General features: G+C 67.8%; 15 protein-coding genes. 10 read left to right on the top strand and 5 right to left on the bottom strand.

Features of this window, described 5'->3' with window-relative positions; genetic code table 11:
- Positions 1-124 precede the first annotated feature (124 nt).
- Positions 125-805 carry a DUF2076 domain-containing protein gene (locus TSH64_RS02015; RefSeq protein WP_109095282.1) on the bottom strand — a complete coding sequence of 227 codons (681 nt, stop codon included), beginning with the start codon at positions 803-805 and terminating at the stop codon, positions 125-127.
- A gap of 448 nt (positions 806-1,253) precedes the next feature.
- On the opposite strand from TSH64_RS02015, the gene TSH64_RS02010 reads away from it, so the two are divergent.
- The gene (locus tag TSH64_RS02010; RefSeq protein ID WP_109095237.1) at positions 1,254-2,465 is read left to right on the top strand and encodes a putative DNA modification/repair radical SAM protein; all 1,212 of its coding nucleotides are present in this window, start codon (positions 1,254-1,256) and stop codon (positions 2,463-2,465) included.
- 11 nt (positions 2,466-2,476) lie between these two features.
- Complete coding sequence (locus tag TSH64_RS02005) at positions 2,477-3,910, top strand: UdgX family uracil-DNA binding protein (protein WP_109095236.1); 1,434 nt, start codon at positions 2,477-2,479, stop codon at positions 3,908-3,910.
- 249 nt (positions 3,911-4,159) lie between these two features.
- Here TSH64_RS02005 and cysN read toward each other — a convergent pair whose 3' ends face one another.
- Genes cysN through TSH64_RS01990 form a run of 3 tightly spaced genes read right to left on the bottom strand, consistent with a single transcriptional unit; the run spans position 4,160 to position 7,921 of the window.
- Entirely contained in the window at positions 4,160-6,094 is a 1,935-nt protein-coding gene (gene cysN, locus TSH64_RS02000) for a sulfate adenylyltransferase subunit CysN (RefSeq protein ID WP_109095235.1), read from the bottom strand.
- Complete coding sequence (gene cysD, locus TSH64_RS01995; protein WP_282188090.1) at positions 6,094-7,101, bottom strand: sulfate adenylyltransferase subunit CysD; 1,008 nt, start codon at positions 7,099-7,101, stop codon at positions 6,094-6,096. Before cysD ends, cysN begins: the two co-directional genes overlap by 1 nt.
- Positions 7,091-7,921 (bottom strand): sulfotransferase, encoded by an 831-nt coding sequence (locus TSH64_RS01990; RefSeq protein ID WP_109095234.1) that lies wholly within the window; start codon positions 7,919-7,921, stop codon positions 7,091-7,093. The genes cysD and TSH64_RS01990 overlap by 11 nt, the downstream gene beginning before the upstream one ends.
- Before the next feature lie 811 nt (positions 7,922-8,732).
- Here TSH64_RS01990 and TSH64_RS01985 point away from each other — a divergent pair.
- From TSH64_RS01985 to TSH64_RS01950, 8 genes are all read left to right on the top strand, one after another.
- The gene (locus TSH64_RS01985; protein WP_199237388.1) at positions 8,733-9,581 is read left to right on the top strand and encodes an ABC transporter permease; all 849 of its coding nucleotides are present in this window, start codon (positions 8,733-8,735) and stop codon (positions 9,579-9,581) included.
- Positions 9,571-10,989: an ABC transporter ATP-binding protein gene (locus TSH64_RS01980; protein ID WP_109095233.1), complete on the top strand. Its 1,419-nt coding sequence runs from the start codon at positions 9,571-9,573 to the stop codon at positions 10,987-10,989. Before TSH64_RS01985 ends, TSH64_RS01980 begins: the two co-directional genes overlap by 11 nt.
- 213 nt (positions 10,990-11,202) lie before the next feature.
- Positions 11,203-14,637 (top strand): glycosyltransferase, encoded by a 3,435-nt coding sequence (locus tag TSH64_RS36550; RefSeq protein ID WP_282188089.1) that lies wholly within the window; start codon positions 11,203-11,205, stop codon positions 14,635-14,637.
- Positions 14,638-14,640: 3 nt separating this feature from the next.
- Positions 14,641-15,192 carry a dTDP-4-dehydrorhamnose 3,5-epimerase gene (rfbC, locus tag TSH64_RS01970; protein WP_109095231.1) on the top strand — a complete coding sequence of 184 codons (552 nt, stop codon included), beginning with the start codon at positions 14,641-14,643 and terminating at the stop codon, positions 15,190-15,192.
- Positions 15,193-15,276: 84 nt separating this feature from the next.
- The gene (gene rfbB / locus TSH64_RS01965) at positions 15,277-16,344 is read left to right on the top strand and encodes a dTDP-glucose 4,6-dehydratase (protein ID WP_109095230.1); all 1,068 of its coding nucleotides are present in this window, start codon (positions 15,277-15,279) and stop codon (positions 16,342-16,344) included.
- Entirely contained in the window at positions 16,341-17,231 is an 891-nt protein-coding gene (gene rfbD / locus TSH64_RS01960) for a dTDP-4-dehydrorhamnose reductase (RefSeq protein WP_109095229.1), read from the top strand. The genes rfbB and rfbD overlap by 4 nt, the downstream gene beginning before the upstream one ends.
- A 12-nt stretch (positions 17,232-17,243) precedes the next feature.
- On the top strand, positions 17,244-18,107 hold the full coding sequence (rfbA, locus tag TSH64_RS01955; RefSeq protein WP_109095228.1) for a glucose-1-phosphate thymidylyltransferase RfbA: 864 nt from the start codon (positions 17,244-17,246) through the stop codon (positions 18,105-18,107).
- Positions 18,108-18,153: 46 nt separating this feature from the next.
- Positions 18,154-19,110 carry a UDP-glucuronic acid decarboxylase family protein gene (locus TSH64_RS01950; RefSeq protein ID WP_199237387.1) on the top strand — a complete coding sequence of 319 codons (957 nt, stop codon included), beginning with the start codon at positions 18,154-18,156 and terminating at the stop codon, positions 19,108-19,110.
- Between the two features lie 39 nt (positions 19,111-19,149).
- On the opposite strand, the gene galE is transcribed toward TSH64_RS01950, so the two are convergent.
- On the bottom strand, positions 19,150-20,145 hold the full coding sequence (galE, locus tag TSH64_RS01945; RefSeq protein WP_109095227.1) for a UDP-glucose 4-epimerase GalE: 996 nt from the start codon (positions 20,143-20,145) through the stop codon (positions 19,150-19,152).
- Positions 20,146-20,302 lie beyond the last annotated feature (157 nt).

Genomic DNA, 20,302 nt, shown 5'->3' with positions numbered 1-20,302 from the left:
CTGAGAAGGTGGGAGGGGAAGGCATGGCGTCGGCTCCGCAAGGGTGAGTCCGACGCCATCATATAGGAATTTTCTCCGCGATGGCGGCGCTCAGTTCAACGGAGCGCCGCCATCAGGGATGGACTCACATCTCCTCTTCGCCGCCGAAATCGCCCCAGCCGCTGTCCTCGACCGTCTGTTCGACATGGTCGGTGGCGGCGGTGGCCGCATCGGTGGCAGCACCGGCAGCCTCGGCCGCCACCGCCTCGCCGCCAGAGAACATGCTGGAGAGCGCGCTGCCGATCAGCATGCCGCCGGCGACGCCGGCCGCCGTCTGCATGGCGCCGGCCATGAAGCCGCCGCCGGCCCGCGGCTGCTGGGCATAGCCGGCGACGCGCGGGTCGCCATAGGCGGGCGTACCGGCAGCGGCGGGCGGACGGCCCCAGGGCGAGCCGGCCGGCATGGCGGCCGCAGGGGCGGCAGCGGCCGGGGCAGACGCCGGATATGAGGGCTGCGGAGCGGGACGGCTGCTGCCGCCGAACAGGCTGCCGAACAGGCCGCCGCCGGACTGGGCCGGGGCGGCGGGAGCGGCGGCGGGACGCTCGCGCAGCTGGCGCTCCAGCTCCTCGTTGCGGCCCTGCGAGGCGGCGAGCGCCTGCTCCATCATCACGATGGCCTGCGCCATCAGGTAGGGGGCGGCCGGCTGGCGGGCGATCCGCTCGCGGATCAGCGCCTCGGCCTCGGGATCGCGCGGGCCGGATTGCGCCTCGGCCTGATGCAGCTTGGCGAACAGGTCGTCGATGATCTGGCGTTCGGTGTGGTCCATGGCGATGCTCGTCTTCATCAAAAGGGTGGGAATGAGGCGGGGGAAGATTTCAGGGTCTCGGCCCTGGCCCTGGCCCCGGCGCCCCGCAGGCGCACGGAGCCGGCCGCCCAGAGGGCGGCAAAGCCGCCCACCCGGAGCGGTGGCAAAGCCGTGCGGCGCGCCGGAGGGGCGGCGCGCGACGGGGAAGGTCGGGAGCGGGGAATGCCGGAGGCCGGAGGCGTTGTCTCAGGGGCAAGGGCATCAGTCCCTCCAAGTGCGGTCACGCCCGTCGGCGCAAGAGCAGGTGAAGAGATCCGACATCGCGACCACGTCTAAGTCGCCAGAGGGGCCCGGATCCGGTTGTAGAGCACGTGGCCCCGTTCCGGCCCGCTTTCAAGACACCCCGCTTGCCTTTTCCTTAGATAAGAACATATTGCGAACATCTGGAAGGAAGAGGGAAGCCATCACAGTGGATGACGCGCTGCTCGACAAACTCGAGATCCTGGCGGATGCGGCGAAATACGACGCCTCCTGCGCGTCGTCGGGGGCGAAGCGGCGGACGGGCGGGCCGGACGGCATCGGTTCGACCACCGGGGCCGGCATCTGCCACGCCTATACGCCGGACGGGCGCTGCGTCTCGCTGCTCAAGATCCTGCTGACCAACTACTGCCTGTTCGACTGCGCCTACTGCATCAACCGCCGGTCCTCCAACGTGCGGCGCGCGCGCTTCAGCGTCGACGAGGTGGTGCAGCTGACGCTGGGCTTCTACAAGCGCAACTGCATCGAAGGGCTGTTCCTGTCCTCCGGCATCATCCGCTCGCCCGACCACACGATGGAGCAGCTGATGCTGGTGGCGCGCACGCTGCGGCGCGACCATGGCTTCGCCGGCTACATCCATCTGAAGACGATCCCGGAGGCCAGCCCCTGGCTGATCGAGCAGGCCGGGCTGTGGGCCGACCGGCTGTCGATCAACCTCGAACTGGCCTCCGACCGCAGCCTGAAGCAGTTCGCGCCGGAGAAGGACGGCAGCTCGATCAAGGCGGTGATGGGGCAGGTCGGCGAACGCATCCTGGAGGCCAAGGAGGAAAAGCGCCGCTTCTCCCCCGCCGGGCAGAGCACCCAGATGATCGTCGGCGCCGACGCCTCGACCGACCTGTCGGTGCTGGAGACCAGCGACACGCTCTATCGCCGCTACGGGCTGCGCCGGGTCTATTATTCCGCCTTCAGCCCGATCCCGGAGGCGAGTTCCGCCCTGCCGGCCAAGCCGCCGCCGCTCCAGCGCGAGAACCGGCTGTACCAGGCCGACTGGCTGCTGCGCTATTACGGCTTCACCGTGGACGAGATCGCCGCCGGGGGCGAGGGCGGCATGCTGGATCTGGGCATCGACCCCAAGCTGGCCTGGGCCCTGAAGAACCGCGAGCGCTTCCCGGTGGACGTGAACAGCGCCGACCGCGAGATGCTGCTGCGCGTGCCGGGGCTGGGGGCGCGGGCGGTCGACAAGATCGTCGAGGCGCGGCGCCACACCACCCTGCGGCTGGAGGATGTGGCGCGGCTGTCGTCGGGACTGAAGCGGGCGCGCGCCTTCCTGATCGCCGCCGACCACCATCCGGGCGGGCTGACCGACCGCGCCGACCTGCGGCAGCGGCTGGTGGCGCCGCCCAAGCAGCTCAGCCTGTTCTGAGGGGTTGAGCCATGCGGCATGTGGAGTTGAAGGACGGCGCCGATCTGGATGGCTTCCGCCGCGCGCTGCGCGGGCTGGTCGCGCTCGATGTCGAACCGGACGCGGTGGTGTGGAGCGGCGGGGCGACGCCGTCGCTGTTCGGCGATACGGCTCCGCTGCCGGCGGACGCGCCGCCGGTTCCGCTGCCGCGCCCGGTGGGGGCGCTGATCGAAAGCGTGGTCTGCCACCGCGATCCGGAGCGCTATGCCCTGCTGCACCGGCTGGTCCGGCGGGTGGTGCGGGGGGAGCGCGACATCCTCGACCATCATGCCGACCCGCTGATCCACCGGCTGGCGCTGCTGGACAAGGCGGTGCGGCGCGACCTGCACAAGATGCACGCCTTCCTGCGCTTCCGCGAGGTTCGGGATCCGGCCAACTCCGAAGATCGGGGCGGGGAGCGCTACGTCGCGTGGTTCGAGCCCGACCATTTCATCGTCGAGGCGACCGCGCCCTTCTTCGTCGAACGGTTCGAGAGCCTGGTCTGGACGATCCTGACGCCGGTGGGATCTCTGCATTGGGACCGGCGCTCGCTGACGGTCGGGCCGGCGGCTTTGAGGCCGGAGGGGCTCGACCGCGACGACCGCTTCGCCGAAGGCTGGCAGCGCTATTACGAGAGCACCTTCAATCCCGCGCGGGTGAACCCGACGGCGATGCGGGCGGAGATGCCGCGGAAATACTGGGCCAATTTGCCGGAGGCCGCGGCGATCCCGGCGATGATCCGCTCCGCGCCTGCGCGGGTGCAGGCGATGATCGAGGCGGAGGCCGCGGCCCCCCGCCGCCGCAACCCCGACAAGGCCGTCGCCGCCATGGCCCGGCAGGAACCGGCGACGCTGGCCGAGCTGAACCGCATCATCCGGGCGGCGGACCCGCTGGTGCCGGGGGCGACGCAGGCGGTGCTGGGCGAAGGGCCGGAGGAGGCCGCCATCGCCATCGTCGGCGAGCAGCCCGGCGACCAGGAGGACATGGAAGGCCGGCCCTTCGTCGGCCCGGCCGGCCAGCTGTTGGACCGCGCGCTGGAGGAGGCCGGGATCGAGCGCAGCGCCGCCTACCTGACCAACGCGGTCAAGCATTTCAAGTTCGTCGCCCGCGGCAAGCGCCGCCTGCACCAGTCGCCGACCGCCGGCGAGGTGAAGCATTACCGCTGGTGGCTGATGAAGGAGCTGGCCTTCGTCCGCCCGCGCCTGGTGGTGACGCTGGGCGCCACCGCGGCATTGGCGCTGAGCGGGCGCAGCGTCTCGGTTCTGCGGGAGCGCGGGCCGATGGGGTTCGGCGATTGGGAGGGATTCGTCACCGTCCACCCCTCCTACCTGCTGCGCCTGCCGGCGGGCGAGGAGGCGGAGCAGGCCTACCGCGACTTCGTCGCCGACCTGCGGCGGGCGCGGGAGGTGGTGGAGGGGGCGGGTTGACGACCTCCCCTATGATCACAAGGGTTTACAACACTGTTTTCCAAGGAAGCCGAATGATGTCGGAAAAGATAGACACGGATGTCACGGATTTAGGCACCGATTACACGGATATTTCTTCTACTTGCAGAAGCCGTGTTTTGCAGACGTCATCTACGTCTCGGAAAACATCCGTGTAATCCGTGTTCAAATCCGTGACATCCGTGTCTATCTTGTCGAACAATCCATCAGCGCACCAAGGATCCAGCGCCCTCAGATCACCTCGCGCCGCCGCAGCTCCCCGATCACCTGGGCGACCATCTCGTCGGCGGTCTGTTCGGCGCCCTTCAACATGATCTCCGGCGCGTCCGGCGGCTCGTAGGCGCTGTCGATGCCGGTGAAGTGGGGGAGCTGGCCGGCTCTCGCCTTCCGGTAGAGCCCCTTGGGGTCGCGGGCCTCGCAGACCTCCAGCGGCGTGTCCATGAAGATCTCCAGGAACTCGCCCTCCTCCACCAGGGAGCGCGCCATCCGGCGCTCCTCGCGGAAGGGGGAGATGAAGCTGACCAGCACGATCAGCCCGGCGTCCACCATCAGCTTCGACACTTCGGCGACGCGGCGGATGTTCTCCACCCGGTCCTCGTCGGTGAAGCCCAGATCCCGGTTCAGCCCGTGGCGGACATTGTCGCCGTCGAGGATCATGGTGCGGCGGCCGAGACGGTGCAGCTCCTGCTCCAGCCGGTCGGCGACGCTGGACTTGCCGGAGCCGGACAGGCCGGTGAACCACAGCACGCAGGGCTTCTGCAGCCCGCCGGCCCGCGCCGCCTTGTCCAGCTTCGAGGCGTGGCGGTGGATGTTCGACGCCCGGCGCAAGCCGAAGCGGATCATGCCGCAGCCGGCGGTGGCGTTGGTCAGCCGGTCGATCAGGATGAAGCTGCCGGTCTCGCGGCTGTCGGCATAGGCGTCGAACGGGATCGGCCGGTCGAGCGCCAGATTGCAGAAGCCGACGTCGTTGAGATCCAGATGCTTGGCGGCGGCATGCTCCTGGGTGTTGACGTTGATGGCGTGCTTCAGCTCGGTCACCTGGGCGCCGACCGTCGCCGTGCCGGCGCGCAGCAGGTAGGAGCGGCCGGGCAGCAGCGGCTGCTCGTCCATCCACACCACATGCGCCGCGAACTGGTCGGCCACCTCCGGACGGCCGGTGGCGGCGGCGATCATGTCGCCGCGGCTGGCATCGACCTCGTCGGCCAGCACCAGCGTGACCGCCTGTCCGGGCTGCGCCGTCTCCAGATCGCCGTCCATGGTGACGATCCGGGCCACCCGGCTGGTCCGCCCGCCGGGCAGGATGGCGACCTCGTCGCCGACGCGCAGCGCGCCGCCGGCCACCGTGCCGCAGAAACCGCGGAAATCCTGGTTGGGCCGGTTGACCCACTGCACCGCCATGCGGAAGGCGCCGAGCTTTTCCTCCGCCGCGGCGTCGACGCTCTCCAGATGGCCGAGCAGGGTGGGGCCGCCGTACCAGCCCATGGCGTCCGACGGCTTGGTGACGTTGTCGCCGGTGAGCGCCGAGACCGGGATGCAGGTGACCTCGTCGATGCCGATGCGCTGGGCGAAGACGCGGTAGTCGGCGGCGATCCGCTCGAAGGTCTCGCGGCTCCAACCGACCGCGTCCATCTTGTTGACCGCCAGCACGACATGGCGCACGCCCAGGAGCGAAACGATGGTGCTGTGTCGCCGGGTCTGGGTCAGCACGCCCTTGCGCGCATCGACAAGCAGGACCGCGGCGTCGGCGGTGGACGCGCCGGTGACCATGTTGCGGGTATACTGCTCGTGGCCCGGCGTGTCGGCGACGATGAACTTGCGGCGCTCGGTGGTGAAGAAGCGGTAGGCGACATCGATGGTGATGCCCTGCTCGCGCTCCGCCGCCAGCCCGTCGACCAGCAGCGCGAGGTCGAGCTGGCCGGCACCGGTGGTGCCGAAGCGGCCCGAATCCGCCTCCAGGCTGGCCAGCTGGTCCTCAAAGAGGCATTTGCAGTCGTAGAGCAGCCGGCCGATCAGCGTCGACTTGCCGTCGTCCACCGAGCCGCAGGTGATGAAGCGCAGCAGGTCCTTGCCGTTCTGGCGGGCGAGATACACCTGCACCTCATTGGCGGCATCGGAGGGGGCGGCATCCGCAGGAGCGGTGGCGATGGGGTCGAGATCCGTCAGCATCAGAAGTAGCCTTCCTGCTTCTTCGCTTCCATCGAGGCGGCGGCATCCTGGTCGATCACCCGGCCCTGCCGTTCCGAACCGGTGGACAGCAGCATCTCGCGGATGATCTCGGGCAGGGTGGCGGCGGTGCTGCGCACGGCCCCGGTCAGCGGATAGCAGCCGAGCGTGCGGAAACGCACCCAGGCCATCTCCGGCACCTCGCCGGGCTTCAGCGGCAGCCGGTCGTCGTCGACCATGATCAGCGTGCCGTCGCGCTCCACCACCGGGCGCGGCTTGGCGAAATAGAGCGGCACCACCGGGATGGCCTCCTGGTGGATGTATTGCCAGATGTCCAGCTCGGTCCAGTTCGACAGCGGGAAGACGCGGATGCTTTCGCCCTTGTGGATGCGGCCCTGGTAGAGGTTCCACAGCTCCGGCCGCTGGTTCTTCGGCTCCCAGCGGTGGGTGGCCGTGCGGAAGGAGAAGATGCGCTCCTTGGCGCGGCTCTTCTCCTCGTCGCGGCGCGCCCCGCCGAAGGCGGCGTCGAAGCCGTGGGCGTCGAGCGCCTGTTTGAGCGCTTGCGTCTTCATCACGTCGGTGTGGACGGCCGAGCCGTGGCTGACCGGGCCGATGCCCTGCCGCACGCCGTCCCGGTTGATGTGGACCGTCAGGTCCAGCCCGAGATCCTGCGCCATGCGGTCGCGGAACTCGATCATCTCCCGGAATTTCCAGGTCGTGTCGACATGCAGCAGCGGGAAGGGCGGCTTCGACGGATAGAAGGCCTTCATCGCCAGATGCAGCAGGACCGAGCTGTCCTTGCCCACCGAATAGAGCATGACCGGCTTGTGGAACTGGGCCGCCACCTCGCGCATGATGTGGATGCTCTCCGCCTCCAGCCTTTGCAGGTGGGTGAGGCGGGCCGGCGTGGTCAGGATGGCGGGCAGCGCGTCCTCAACACCGGAAGCGGGAGCGGGCTGGGGGAGATCCCTGGCCGCGGGACGGGTGTCGAACAGTGGATCAAGCAGCATAGCCGGCCTTCTTCTGCATGTCTCCGGCCACGGCGTCGAACACGGTCAGACGCTTGCGCGACCATTGGATCGGGCGCTTCGACGGGTCGAAGCCTTCGGGTTTGCTGACGGGGGTCCAGCTGACCTCGCCGTTGCTGCGCGAGGCGCGGGACGATCCCAGGATGGGAAGGTCGCCGATCCGCTCGAACGGATAGCGGCCCTCGTCCAAATCCAGGAAGCGCATGAGGTCGCGGGCCGTGCCGTCGGGAGCGGCCACCGCATCCTCGAAACGGACCAGCCGGCAGGCGTCGGCGCTCATCCGGCTCTGCGCCTCCAGCGCCGCCTCGGTGCCGAAGCTCCATTCCCGGCAGACGTCGGCGAAGGTCCGGCCCAGGAAGCGCAGCGGCCAGGTGTCGATGGTGGACTGCACGGCGCGGCGACCGTCGCGCAGCACGATCAGGCAGCGTTCCGCCGGGAACAGGTAGGGGAAATAGCGCATCATCCGGGTGTGGGGCGACTTGATCACCACCGTCTTGCCGGCCGGGAACTCGGCTTCGATCCGGCGCAGGAAGCCGTTCACCATGTAGCAGAAGGTTTCCAGATCGCTGAACGACTCCCGGTTGCGCCGGTAAAGACGCAGGAAGCGCCCCTCGTAGGTCCGCGCATCCTCCAGCGTGTTCAGGAAGGGAAGCTCGCGGATGCCGTAGGGATTGACCAGCACGTCGGGATGCAGCTCCAGCAGGCTCTGGAGATAGTTGGTGCCGCTGCGCGGCATCACGCCATGCAGGAAGACGATGCGGGGGGCGGACGCCAGGGCCGGGGCCGGCGCATCGGACGTCATCCCGCGGACGGATCGGGCGACCGAGCGCAGATGGCGGGCGTTCTCCTCGGTAAACCAGGGGTCGAAGAAGGCCGATCTTTCTGTGCTTGGAAGTCGAAGAAGCCGTTTCCCGACGAACCCGATCTCTTTTTGAAGACGATGAACCGCACCGTCACCGAAATGATGTCTTAACGATGTGGCATAGTGATCGGCTGCCAGGGTCTTTCCATTCCAAAACACAACAGCCTCCTTTTGCGTCACCCTGTCCCCGGGCGATCCGTTTTTCCCGTGAACCCGGCAATCGGTGCGTCTTTCCTGAAAATCGGCCAAGCGCCCTCTCTCCAGGCTAGTTATGGTCCTGCCAGATAAGCTTTTTTAGATCTCATCCGGATCTAACCCCATGGTCTTACAAATATACGGATGCAATCCTCAATGTTTGACCAAAGGCTACGTAGAAACTACATGAGAAGGCATGTCCCTATCTTCACAATAGAGAAGTCACGTTTGATCGGTACTCGTCATTTACTGATACGCATAGGGCGGCATTCTCCTGCTTTATCTGTAGAACTAGCCCGTACGGCACGAATTACTCGAATGTTTATTTTGTTGTTTTCCTTCGTGATAACGAAAATTCCTGGACCGCTTCACTACCTCTCCGATCTTTCGGGTAAACGAGGGAAACCAAAGGTCCGTTCCCCCACCCGCTCTTTTTCGGACCGGACCGCCTCTTCCGCGCTCTTCCGCCACCCCTCCGGCCGGGCCGATGCTTTCGCTTGAACGCCGCCGGAGCGGGGGTTATGGTCGGTCGGCCGCAGACGGGGAATACTCTAAATTGTTTAACTCTCAGTCGGGGAACCCTACGGTAGCGGGTTTCGGCGCCGGTCCCTTTGCCCTTTTCCAGACCGCCTGGCATCACAGGTCGCTGATCCTGCGGCTGGCCCGGCGGGAGATCGACGCCCGGTACCGCGGGTCCGTGCTGGGCATCGTCTGGGCGGTGCTGAACCCGATCCTGATGCTGGCGGTCTACACCTTCGTCTTCTCGGTGGTGTTCCAGGCGCGCTGGGGGGCGACGGGGGGCAGCAACACGGAATTCGCCCTGCTGCTGTTCTCCGGCCTGATCCTGTTCAACGTGCTGGGCGAATGCCTGAGCCGGGCGCCCGGCCTCCTGCTGGAGAATGTCAGCTACATCAAGAAGGTGGTCTTCCCGCTGGAGATCCTGCCGCTGGTGTCGCTGGCGGTGGCATTGTTCAATGCCGGCATCGGCTTCGTCATCCTGGTGGTCTTCCATCTGATGGTGGCCGGGCTGCCGCCGCCGACGGCGCTGCTGCTGCCGCTGATCCTGGTACCCTTGTGCCTGACCACGCTGGGGCTCAGCTGGTTCTTCGCCGCCGCCGGCGTGTTCCTGCGCGACCTGCGGCAGGTGGTGGGGGTGGCCGTCACCGTGCTGATGTTCCTCAGCCCGATCTTCTATCCGATGACCGCGATCCCCGAGCGCTTCCGCGCCATCCTGCACCTCAATCCGATGACCGCGATCCTGGAGCAGTCGAAGGACCTGCTGTTCTGGGGCCGCATCCCGTCGCCGCTCGAGTGGGGTCTGGCGACGCTGGGCGCCTGGGTGGTGGCGTGGCTCGGCTATCTCTGGTTCATGAAGACCCGCCGGGGGTTCGCCGATGTCGTCTGAGACTCCCGCCGCCGACACCCCTATCGTCATCCGCGCCGAGGGGCTGGGCAAGGCCTACGCCATCTTCAAGCGCCCGCAGGACCGGCTGAAGCAGATGCTGGTGCGCGGCCGGCGCAAATATTACGACGAGTACTGGGCGCTGCGCGGCGTCGACCTGGAGGTCCGCCGCGGCGAGACCGTCGGGCTGATCGGCCGCAACGGCTCGGGCAAGTCGACCTTCCTCCAGCTTCTCTGCGGCACGCTGACACCGACCTCCGGCCGCATCGCGGTGGACGGGCGCATCGCGGCGCTGCTGGAGCTGGGCGCCGGCTTCAACCCCGAATTCACCGGGCGCGAGAACGTCTATCTCGCCGCCTCGGTGCTGGGCCTGTCGAACGAACAGATCGCCCAGCGCTACGAGTCCATCGCCGAGTTCGCGGGCATCGGCGACTTCATCGAACAGCCGGTGAAGCTCTATTCCAGCGGCATGTACGCCCGCCTCGCCTTCGCGGTGGCGGCGCATGTCGACGCCGACATCATGATCGTCGACGAGATCCTGGCGGTCGGCGACGCGTCCTTCACCCAGAAATGCATGCGCTTCATCCACCGCTTCAAGGAGCGCGGCACCCTGTTCTTCGTGTCGCACGACACCGGACAGGTGGTGAACCTCTGCGACCGGGTGGTCTGGCTGGACAACGGGTCGGTGCGGGCCATCGGCCCGGCACGGGAAGTCTGCCACGATTATCTGGCGGCGCTCTACAGCGACCAGGACACCTCGCGCGGCTTCCGCATCGGCGGGGCGCGCCAGGCGCTGCCCCAGGCCAAGCGCGAGGAGCCGGTGGAGGACGCCCGCGCCGAGCTGCTGAAGGGCTCGCAGCTCCGCAACGCCATCGAGCTGTTCGACTTCAACGACAGCGGCCCCTGGTTCGGCAACCGCGGCGCCACCATCGCCAACGTCTCGATCCTGGACGCCGAGGAACAGCCGCTCAGCGTGCTGGAGGGCGGCGAGGTCATCGTGCTGAAGGTGGACTGCCGGGCCGAGCAGCAGGTCTACCGCCCCATCGTCGGCTTCTACGTGAAGGACAAGCTGGGCCAGAACCTGTTCGGCGACAACACCTTCCTCAGCTACCAGCTCGACCCCGTCACCATCCCGGCCGGGCAGGACTTCGCCGCCCGCTTCCGCTTCCAGATGCCCTACCTGCCCAGCGGCGACTTCTCCATCACCGTGGCGCTCGCCGAGGGCACGCAGGAGGACCACGTCCAGCATCATTGGGTCGAGGACGCGCTGTTCTTCAAGGTCCATGCCAGCCACGTCGTGCGCGGGCTGGTCGGCATGCCGATGCTGGCGATCACGCTGGAGGCGGAGGGGGCCTCATCCCCTCAGGCGGCACCCCGGGCAACCTCCCAAACGGCACCCGCGACAAAATAGCGACAGGGCGCGGATCCCCCCGGACTGAGGCAGGAAAACCGCAGTTCCAGGCATTGTTTGACGCCGCAAAGCGGGCTCCGGACAGCGGCTTGCATTCCGGCTTGGTGTCAGCGTATGTGTGTCGGCGGCTGTGACGGGACCGTCCGCCGGGCCTGAAACGGTGTCCCGATGGACCGCTCCCCGCCGCGAAGCCAGGCAGAAGAAGAGGCACAGGTGGATTCGTTTTTGAAGGACCAGGGATCGGACGCTCTCCGTCGCATCTGCCGGCCGATCACGCTCCTGACCCCGGATCTCGTCACGGCGCCGGCCTCCTGGCTCGGCCATGTCCCCTTCGCCTTCTGGATCGTCGAGGCGCTCCGCCCGGACAGCCTGGTGGAGCTGGGAACGCACACCGGCAACTCCTATGCCGCCTTCTGCCAGGCGGTCCGCCATGTCGGGCTGCCGACCTCCTGCTACGCCGTCGACACCTGGGCCGGCGACCCGCAGGCCGGCTTCTACGGCGACGACATCTACAACACGCTCGCCGCCTATCATGACCCGCGCTATGCCGGCTTCTCGCGCCTGCTGCGGATGACCTTCGACGACGCGCTGCTCCATTTCGCCGACGGCAGCGTCGACCTGCTGCACATCGACGGGCTGCACACCTACGAGGCGGTGCGCCACGATTTCGAGACGTGGCTGCCGAAGATGAGCCGCCGCGGCGTTGTGCTGTTCCACGACATCAACGTGCGCAAGGACGATTTCGGCGTCTGGCGCCTGTGGGACGAGATCACCCGCGACCGCCCGTCCTTCAGCTTCCTGCATTCCAACGGCCTCGGCGTGCTGGGCGTCGGCGAGGATCTGCCGGACGCGGTGCGCGAGCTGTTCGCCGTGCAGAAGGCCGGCGGCGAGGGGCTGCGGGCCGTCCGCAGCTGGTTCGACCGGCTGGGCGACGCCGCCATCGAGACCGAGACCATCCAGCGCCTGGAAGAGCAGGAGAAACACCTGCGCACCGAGGTGGCGATGGTCCGCAAGGTGCTGGACGACCAGATCGCCCACAGCGAAGATCTGAAGGGCATGATCGCGACGCGCGACCGCGACATCGGCGTCATCCAGGGCTGGCTCGGCGACCATCAGGCCGAAATCCGCCGCCAGGGCGATGCGCTCGCCGGAATGGCGCAGGAGCTGGCCGAGCGCGAGCACGAGCTGGCCGACCGCGAGCGCAACCTCGCCGCCCATGCCCGCGAACTGGTCGCCCGCGAACAGGCCATCGCCCATCTGCACGGCGTGGTGGCCAGCCGCGACCAGCACATCCACAGCCTGGTCAACTCGACCTCCTGGAAGCTGTCGGCGCCGGTGCGCAAGCTGGGCCGCCTGACCCAGCAGGCCGGGCGCTTCTACCGCCGCCGCCTGCACAGCATCACGCTGGAGCCGCTGCACGACGTGGTGCCGAGCCCGCAGGGCGGCTACGAGGCGACCGGCAGCGACCCCGCCTTCCTGCTGCGTTCCGACCGCGGCCGGCTGCCCGGCCACTGGTGCGTGATCTCCTACCGGGTGGTCCGCGCCTCGGCCCCGCTGGTGCCGGTGATCTATGTCGACGACGGCAACGGCTTCGACGAGCGGACGATGATCCGCCTGCCGGTCGACACGGTGGGCGAGTTCCGCCAGCTCGCCCTGCTGCCGCAGACGGTCAAGGCGCTGCGCTTCGACCCGGCCACCCGGCCGGTGTCCTTCGAGATCGCCGACTTCACCATCCGCGAGATCGGCAAGACCAACATCCTGGTCGACTATGTCCGGCAGAACCAGCCGGCGCGCGTGCTGGACTACCTGCGCCGCCACGGCTGGCAGGCGACCAAGCAGCGCGTCCTGCAGGAGCTGCAGCCGAACCGCTGGTCGGCCGACTACAAGTCGTGGGTGCGGATGTACGACACCCTGACGCCGGAGGACGCGGCGGCGATCAAGGCCGACATCGCCCGCCTGCCGGCGCGCCCGCGCTTCTCCGTCGTCATGCCGGTCTACAACACGCCGGAGCCCTACCTGCGCGAGGCGCTGGACTCCGTGCTGGCCCAGTTCTACCCGGACTGGGAGCTGTGCATCGCCGACGACGCCTCCACCGCCCCCCACGTGAGCAAGGTGCTGGCCGAGTACAAGGCGCGCGACAACCGGATCAAGATCGTCCGGCGCGAGACCAACGGCCACATCTCCGCCGCCAGCAACAGCGCGCTGGATCTGGCGACCGGCGATTTCGTGGCCTTGATGGACCATGACGACCGGCTGCCGCCGCACGCGCTCTACACCGTCGCCGCCGAGCTGGCGCAGCATCCCGACACCGACATCCTCTATTCCGACGAGGACAAGATCGATGCGGACGGCGAGCGCTACGACCCGCATTTCAAGTCCGGCTTCAACCTGGACCTGCTGCACGGCCAGAACATGGTCAACCACCTGGGCGTCTTCCGCCGCTCGCTGATCGAGCGGGCCGGGCGCTTCCGCCTGGGATTCGAGGGCAGCCAGGATTACGACCTGACCCTGCGCGCGGTCGAGGCGACGGAACCGGCGCGCATCCGCCACATCCCGGCGATCCTCTACCACTGGCGCGTCTTCCCGGAATCCGCGGCCTTCTCCACCGTCGATCTGCCGCGCGCCACCGCCGCCGCCCACAAGGCGCTGACCGAGCATTTCCAGCGCCGCGGAATCGACGCCACGGTCGAGACCTCGCCGTCGACCGCCCGCTTCACCCGCATCCGCTACGCCCTGCCGGCCAAGCTGCCGCGGGTGTCGCTGATCGTGCCGACGCGCGACAAGGCCGATCTGCTGAAGGGCTGCGTCGACGGGCTGCTGCACCGCACCGACTATCCGGACCTTGAGATCCTGATCGTCGACAACAACAGCGAGGAAGCGGCGACCTTCGCCTATTTCGACACGCTGAAGGACGAGCCGCGGGTGCGGGTGCTGACCTACAAGGCGCCCTTCAACTACTCCTCGATCAACAACTTCGCCGCCGCCGAGGCGACCGGCACGGTGCTGGGCCTGATCAACAACGACATCGAGGTGATGGAGCCGGGCTGGCTGGCCGAGATGGTCTCCCACGCCCTGCGGCCGGAGGTCGGCGCCGTCGGCGCCAAGCTCTATTACGCCGACGGCACCATCCAGCATGCCGGCGTCGTCACCGGCATCTGCGGCGTGGCCGGCCATGTCCACAAGGGCCTGACCCGCGACGCCTACGGCTATTTCAGCCGGGCCCAGCTGACCCAGGACCTGTCCTGCGTCACCGCCGCCTGCCTGATCCTGCGCAAGGAGATCTTCGACGAGGTCGGCGGGCTGAATTCCGAGAAGCTGGCCGTCGCCTTCAACGACGTCGATTTCTGCCTGCGCATCCGCGAGGCGGGCCATCTGGTCGTCTGGACGCCGTTCGCCGAGCTGTACCATCTGGAATCGGCCTCGCGCGGGCCGGACACCGCCCCCGACAAGGTCAAGCGCTTCATGGGCGAGGTGGCCTACATGCAGGAGCGCTGGGGCGACAGCCTGCTGGACGACCCCTATTACAACCCGAACCTGACGCTGGACGCCGAGAATTTCGGGCTGGCCTTCCCGCCGCGCACGGTCAAGCCCTGGCTGCGCAAGTCCTGCCCCGAGCTGCGCAAAGAGCGCCTGAAGGAAAGCATCTGAGCCATGGACGTCGTCTCCCTCGACATTCCCGACGTTAAGATCATCCGCCCGAAGAAGTTCGGCGACCATCGCGGCTTCTTCTCGGAGACCTACACCAAGAAGACCTTCGAGGCGGCCGGGCTGCATTACGACTTCGTCCAGGACAACCAGTCGCTGTCGGCCGAGGTCGGCACCATCCGCGGCCTGCATTTCCAGCTGCCGCCCTTTGCCCAGGACAAGCTGGTGCGGGTGGTGCGCGGCGCCATCCTGGACGTGGCGGTCGACATCCGGAAGGGCTCCCCCACCTTCGGCCGGCATGTCAGCGCGGTGATCAGTGCGGCGGAGTGGAACCAGATCCTGGTGCCGGTCGGCTTCGCCCACGGCTTCTGCACGCTGGAGCCGGACACCGAGGTCATCTACAAGGTGACCAACTATTATTCGCCCGAGCATGACCGCGGCCTCTTGTGGAACGACCCTGCGCTCGGCATCGACTGGCCGGTGTCGGCGGACAAGGCCCGGCTGTCGGACAAGGACCACAAGCATCCGACCCTGGCGCAGCTGACCGACCTGTTCTGACGGCGGTTCCGGGCCTCAAGACGACATTCTTCGCACAACGGGGGGCCGCGGGCGGCCCCGCTTTCTCGGCGGTAAGGTGGTTTGATGACGCGCATTCTCGTCACCGGCGGCGCCGGTTTCATCGGCTCGGCGGTGGTCCGCCAGCTTCTCGCCGAAACCGACGCCTTCGTCGTCAATGTCGACAAGCTGACCTACGCGGCCAACCTGTCCTCGCTGCCGGGGGCCGAGGGCAATCCGCGCTACGCCTTCGAGAAGGTCGACATCTGCGACGCCGCCGAGCTGCGGCGGGTGTTCGACACCCACCAGCCCGACGCGGTGATGCATCTGGCCGCCGAATCCCATGTCGACCGTTCGATCGACGGGCCGGGCGAGTTCATCCAGACCAACGTGGTCGGCACCTTCCGCCTCTTGGAAGTGGCGCGCGGCTACTGGTCGGCCCTGCCGGCGGAGCGCAAGGAGCGCTTCCGCTTCCACCACATCTCGACCGACGAGGTGTTCGGCACGCTGGGCGACGACGGCTTCTTCACCGAGACCACCGCCTACAGCCCCAACTCGCCCTATTCGGCCAGCAAGGCGTCGAGCGACCATCTGGTCCGCGCCTGGCACGAGACCTACGGGCTGCCGGTGGTGCTGACCAACTGCTCCAACAACTACGGCCCTTACCATTTTCCGGAGAAGCTGATCCCGCTGATGATCCTGAAGGGTCTGGCGGGCGAGAAGCTGCCGGTCTACGGCAAGGGCGACAACATCCGCGACTGGCTCTATGTCGAGGACCATGCCCGCGCCCTGCGGCTGGTGCTGGAGAAGGGCAAGGTCGGCGAGAGCTACAACATCGGCGGCCATAACGAGCGCACCAACCTGGAGGTCGTCCGCGCCATCTGCGCGCATCTGGACGAGATGGACCCGGCCGGCGCCCCGCACGACCGGCTGATCAGCTTCGTCACCGACCGCCCCGGCCATGACAAGCGCTATGCCATCGACGCCGGCAAGATCGAGCGCGAGCTGGGCTGGACCCCGCAGGAGACCTTCGAGAGCGGCCTGCGCAAGACGGTCGCCTGGTATCTGGAGAACCGCGACTGGTGGCAGGCCATCCTCAACGGCTCCTATCAGGGCGAGCGGCTCGGCCTGAAGGAAGAGGGGGCCGCGCAATGAAGGTTCTCGTCCTGGGCAGCAACGGCCAGCTCGGCTTCGAACTGATGCGGGCCCAATGGGCACCGGGCACCGATGTGGTCGGCCTGCCCTATCCCGAGTTCGACGTGACCCGGCCGGGCGACGTGGAGAAGGCGGTCGCCGCCCACGCGCCGGACCTGCTGGTCAACGCCACCGCCCACACCGCCGTCGACAAGGCCGAGAGCGAGGTCGACCTGTCCTTCGCCATCAACCGCGACGGGCCGGGCGCCATGGCGGCGGCCTGCGCCGCGCGCGGCATCCCCTTCATCCATGTGTCGACCGACTATGTGTTCGACGGGACGAAGGACGGGATTTACACCGAGGACGACCCGATCAACCCGCTGGGCGTCTATGGCGCCAGCAAGGCGGCGGGCGAGGAGGCGGTGCGCGCGGCGACGCCGCAGCACGTCATCCTGCGCACCTCCTGGGTCTACAGCGCCTACGGCAACAACTTCATCAAGACGATGCTGCGCTTCGGCAAGGAGCGCGAGGAGATGCGGGTGGTCGCCGACCAGCACGGCTCGCCCACCGCCGCCGCCGACCTCGCCGCCGCCATCGTGCAGATCGCCGGAACGATCAAGAAGACCGGCAGCGCCGCCTGGGGCACCTACCACCTGACCGGCAGCGGCTACACCACCTGGCACGAGTTCGCCGAGCACATCTTCCAACGGCTGGAGGAGCGCACCGGCAAGCGGCCGCGCCTGACCGCCATCGGCACGGCCGACTACCCGACCCCGGCACGCCGCCCGGCCAATTCGCGGCTGGACTGTGGGCGCGCCAGGGAGCGTCTCGGCGTGTCCTGCCCGCCGTGGCAGGAGAGCGTCGACCGCGTGATCGACGAGCTGTTCACCAACCCGCCGCAGGCGTGAGGGCGTAAGACCATGAAGGGCATCATCCTGGCCGGCGGGTCCGGCACCCGCCTCTACCCGGTGACGCGGGCGATCAGCAAGCAGCTGCTGCCGATCTACGACAAGCCGATGATCTATTTCCCGCTCAGCACCCTGATGCTGGCGGGCATCCGCGACATCCTGGTCATCACCACCCCGCACGACCAGCCGCTGTTCCAGACGGTGCTGGGCGACGGGTCGCAGTGGGGCCTGAACCTGACCTATGCCATCCAGCCCTCGCCCGACGGGCTGGCCCAGGCCTTCATCATCGGCCGCGAGTTCGTCGGCAACGATGCTTGCGCGCTGGTCCTCGGCGACAACATCTTCTACGGCCACGGCCTGACCAACATCCTGCGCGCCGCCGGCGAGAAGACCGAGGGCGCCAGCGTCTTCGCCTATGCCGTGCGCGACCCCGAGCGCTACGGCGTGGTGGAGTTCGACGCGCAAGGCCGGGCGCTGAGCATCGAGGAGAAGCCGGTCGCCCCGCGCTCCAAATGGGCGGTGACCGGGCTTTACTTCTACGACAACGAGGTGCTGGACATCGCCGCGGCGGTGAAGCCGTCGGCCAGAGGCGAGCTGGAGATCACCTCGGTCAACGCCGCCTATCTCGATCTCGGCAAACTGTCGGTCGAGCAGATGGGCCGCGGCTATGGCTGGTTCGACACCGGCACCCACGACAGCCTGCTGGAGGCGGCGGAGTTCGTCCGCACCATCCAGCACCGCCAGGGCCTGCAGATCGCCTGCCCGGAGGAGATCGCCTACACCTCCGGCTGGATCGACGCCGAGCAGGTCCGCCGTCTGGCGGAACCGCTGAAGAAGAACGACTACGGGCGCTATCTGCTCGGGCTGCTGGGCTGATGCCGTTCCAGCCGGACAAACTGGCCGACCGGACAGGATGGACGCCATGCAGGCCCTGACGAACCGCAAGCGTGTCCTCGTCACCGGCGGCGCCGGCTTCCTGGGCTCGCATCTGTGCGAGCGGCTGCTGGCGGCCGGCAACGACGTGCTGTGCGTCGACAACTTCTTCACCGGCAGCCGCGACAACGTCCTGCACCTGCTGGACGACCCGCATTTCGAGCTGATGCGCCACGACGTGACGTTTCCGCTCTATGTCGAGGTCGACGAGATCTACAACCTCGCCTGCCCGGCCTCGCCGATCCATTACCAGCACGACCCCGTCCAGACGACCAAGACCTCGGTCATCGGCGCCATCAACATGCTGGGGCTGGCCAAGCGGGTGCACGCGCGGATCATGCAGGCCTCGACCTCGGAGGTCTATGGCGACCCGGCGGTGCATCCGCAGCCCGAGGAATATTGGGGCAACGTGAACACCATCGGCCCGCGCGCCTGCTACGACGAGGGCAAGCGCTGCGCTGAGACGCTGTTCTTCGACTATCACCGCCAGCACCGGCTGGACATCAAGGTCATCCGCATCTTCAACACCTACGGCCCGCGCATGCACCCCAGCGACGGGCGCGTGGTGTCAAACTTCATCATCCAAGCGCTGAAGGGCGAGCCGATCACCATCTACGGCGACGGCCAGCAGACGCGCTCCTTCTGCTACGTCGACGACCTGATCGAAGGCTTCCTGCGCTTCATGGACACGCCGGCCGGCGCCACCGGCCCGATCAACCTGGGCAACCCCGGCGAGTTCACCATGCTGGAGCTGGCGGAGAAGGTGATCCGCCTGACCGGCTCGGCCTCGACGATCGAGCACATGCCGCTGCCGCAGGACGACCCCAAGCAGCGCCGCCCCGACATCGCCAAGGCCCGCGCCATGATGCAGTGGGAACCGGCCGTGCCGCTGGACGAGGGGCTGGACCGCACCATCGCCTATTTCCGCGGGCGCTTCTTCGCCTGAGGGAAAAACCTGCTCTCCCTTGCGGGAGAGCGGGCTTCCTTATCGGACCAGCCGCTCCTCCCAGGCAAGCGCCGAGGCGACGATGGTCTCCAGGTCGGCGTGGCGCGGCGTCCAGTCGAGCGTGCGGCCGATGCGCTCGACGCCCGCCACCAGGGCCGGAGGATCGCCGGCGCGGCGCGGGCCGATGCGCATCGGCAGCGGCTTGCCGGTCACCCACTCCACCATCGCCAGCACCTCGCGCACCGAATAGCCGCGGCCGTAGCCGCAGTTCATCACCTCGGACGCACCGCCCGCCTCCAGATGGCGGAGTGCGGCGACATGGGCGTCGGCGAGGTCGCTGACATGGATGTAGTCGCGCACGCAGGTGCCGTCCGCCGTGTCGTAGTCGTCGCCGAAGATCTGCAGCTCCGCCCGCTGGCCGGTGACGGTCTGGGCGGCGATCTTGATCAGATGGGTGGCGACCTTCGACACCTGGCCGGAGCGGCCCTGCGGATCGGCGCCGGCGACGTTGAAGTAGCGCAGCGCCACATACCTCAGATCGTGCGCCGCCGCGGTGTCGCGCAGCATCCATTCCGTCATCAGTTTGGAGGAGCCGTAGGGGTTGATCGGGCTGGTCGGCGTCTGCTCGTCGATGGGCAGCCGCTCCGGCATGCCGTAGACGGCGGCGGTGGAGGAAAAGATGAAGCGGCCGATCCCGGCCTCGACGCAGGCCTCCACCAGGGCGTGGCTCTTCACCGTGTTGTTGCGGTAGTAGGCGAGCGGCCGCTCCACCGATTCCGGCACGACGATGCTGCCGGCGAAATGCATCACGGTGCCGATGCCGTGGCGGGCGAAAATGTCGGCCAGCAGGGCCTTGTCGCCGACATCGCCCTCGACCAGCGGCACCCCATCGGGCAGGGCCGAGCGCCGGCCGGTGGAGAGATCGTCCAGCACCACGACGGCGCGTCCCTGGTCGCGCAGGGCCAGCACCACATGGGAGCCGATATAGCCGGCGCCGCCGGTCACCAGCACGGTCGCGTTGTCGCTCGTGGTCATGTCCGCTCTTCGTCTTCGATTGGGGCCGATTGGGGCAGAGTCGGAAGATAGTCGCCCGCCCATGCTGCACTGCGGGCTTTTCCGCCGAACGGGCGACATCATTGGAACGGCCTCCAACGCCCCGGCCCACCCCGATGGGCGGGCCGGATGGGGAGTG

The sequence above is a fragment of the Azospirillum sp. TSH64 genome (assembly GCF_003116035.1).
Lineage (GTDB): Bacteria > Pseudomonadota > Alphaproteobacteria > Azospirillales > Azospirillaceae > Azospirillum.
The sequence above is the reverse complement of the archived record's forward strand: the minus strand, read 5'-3'. Positions and strand labels throughout refer to the sequence as shown.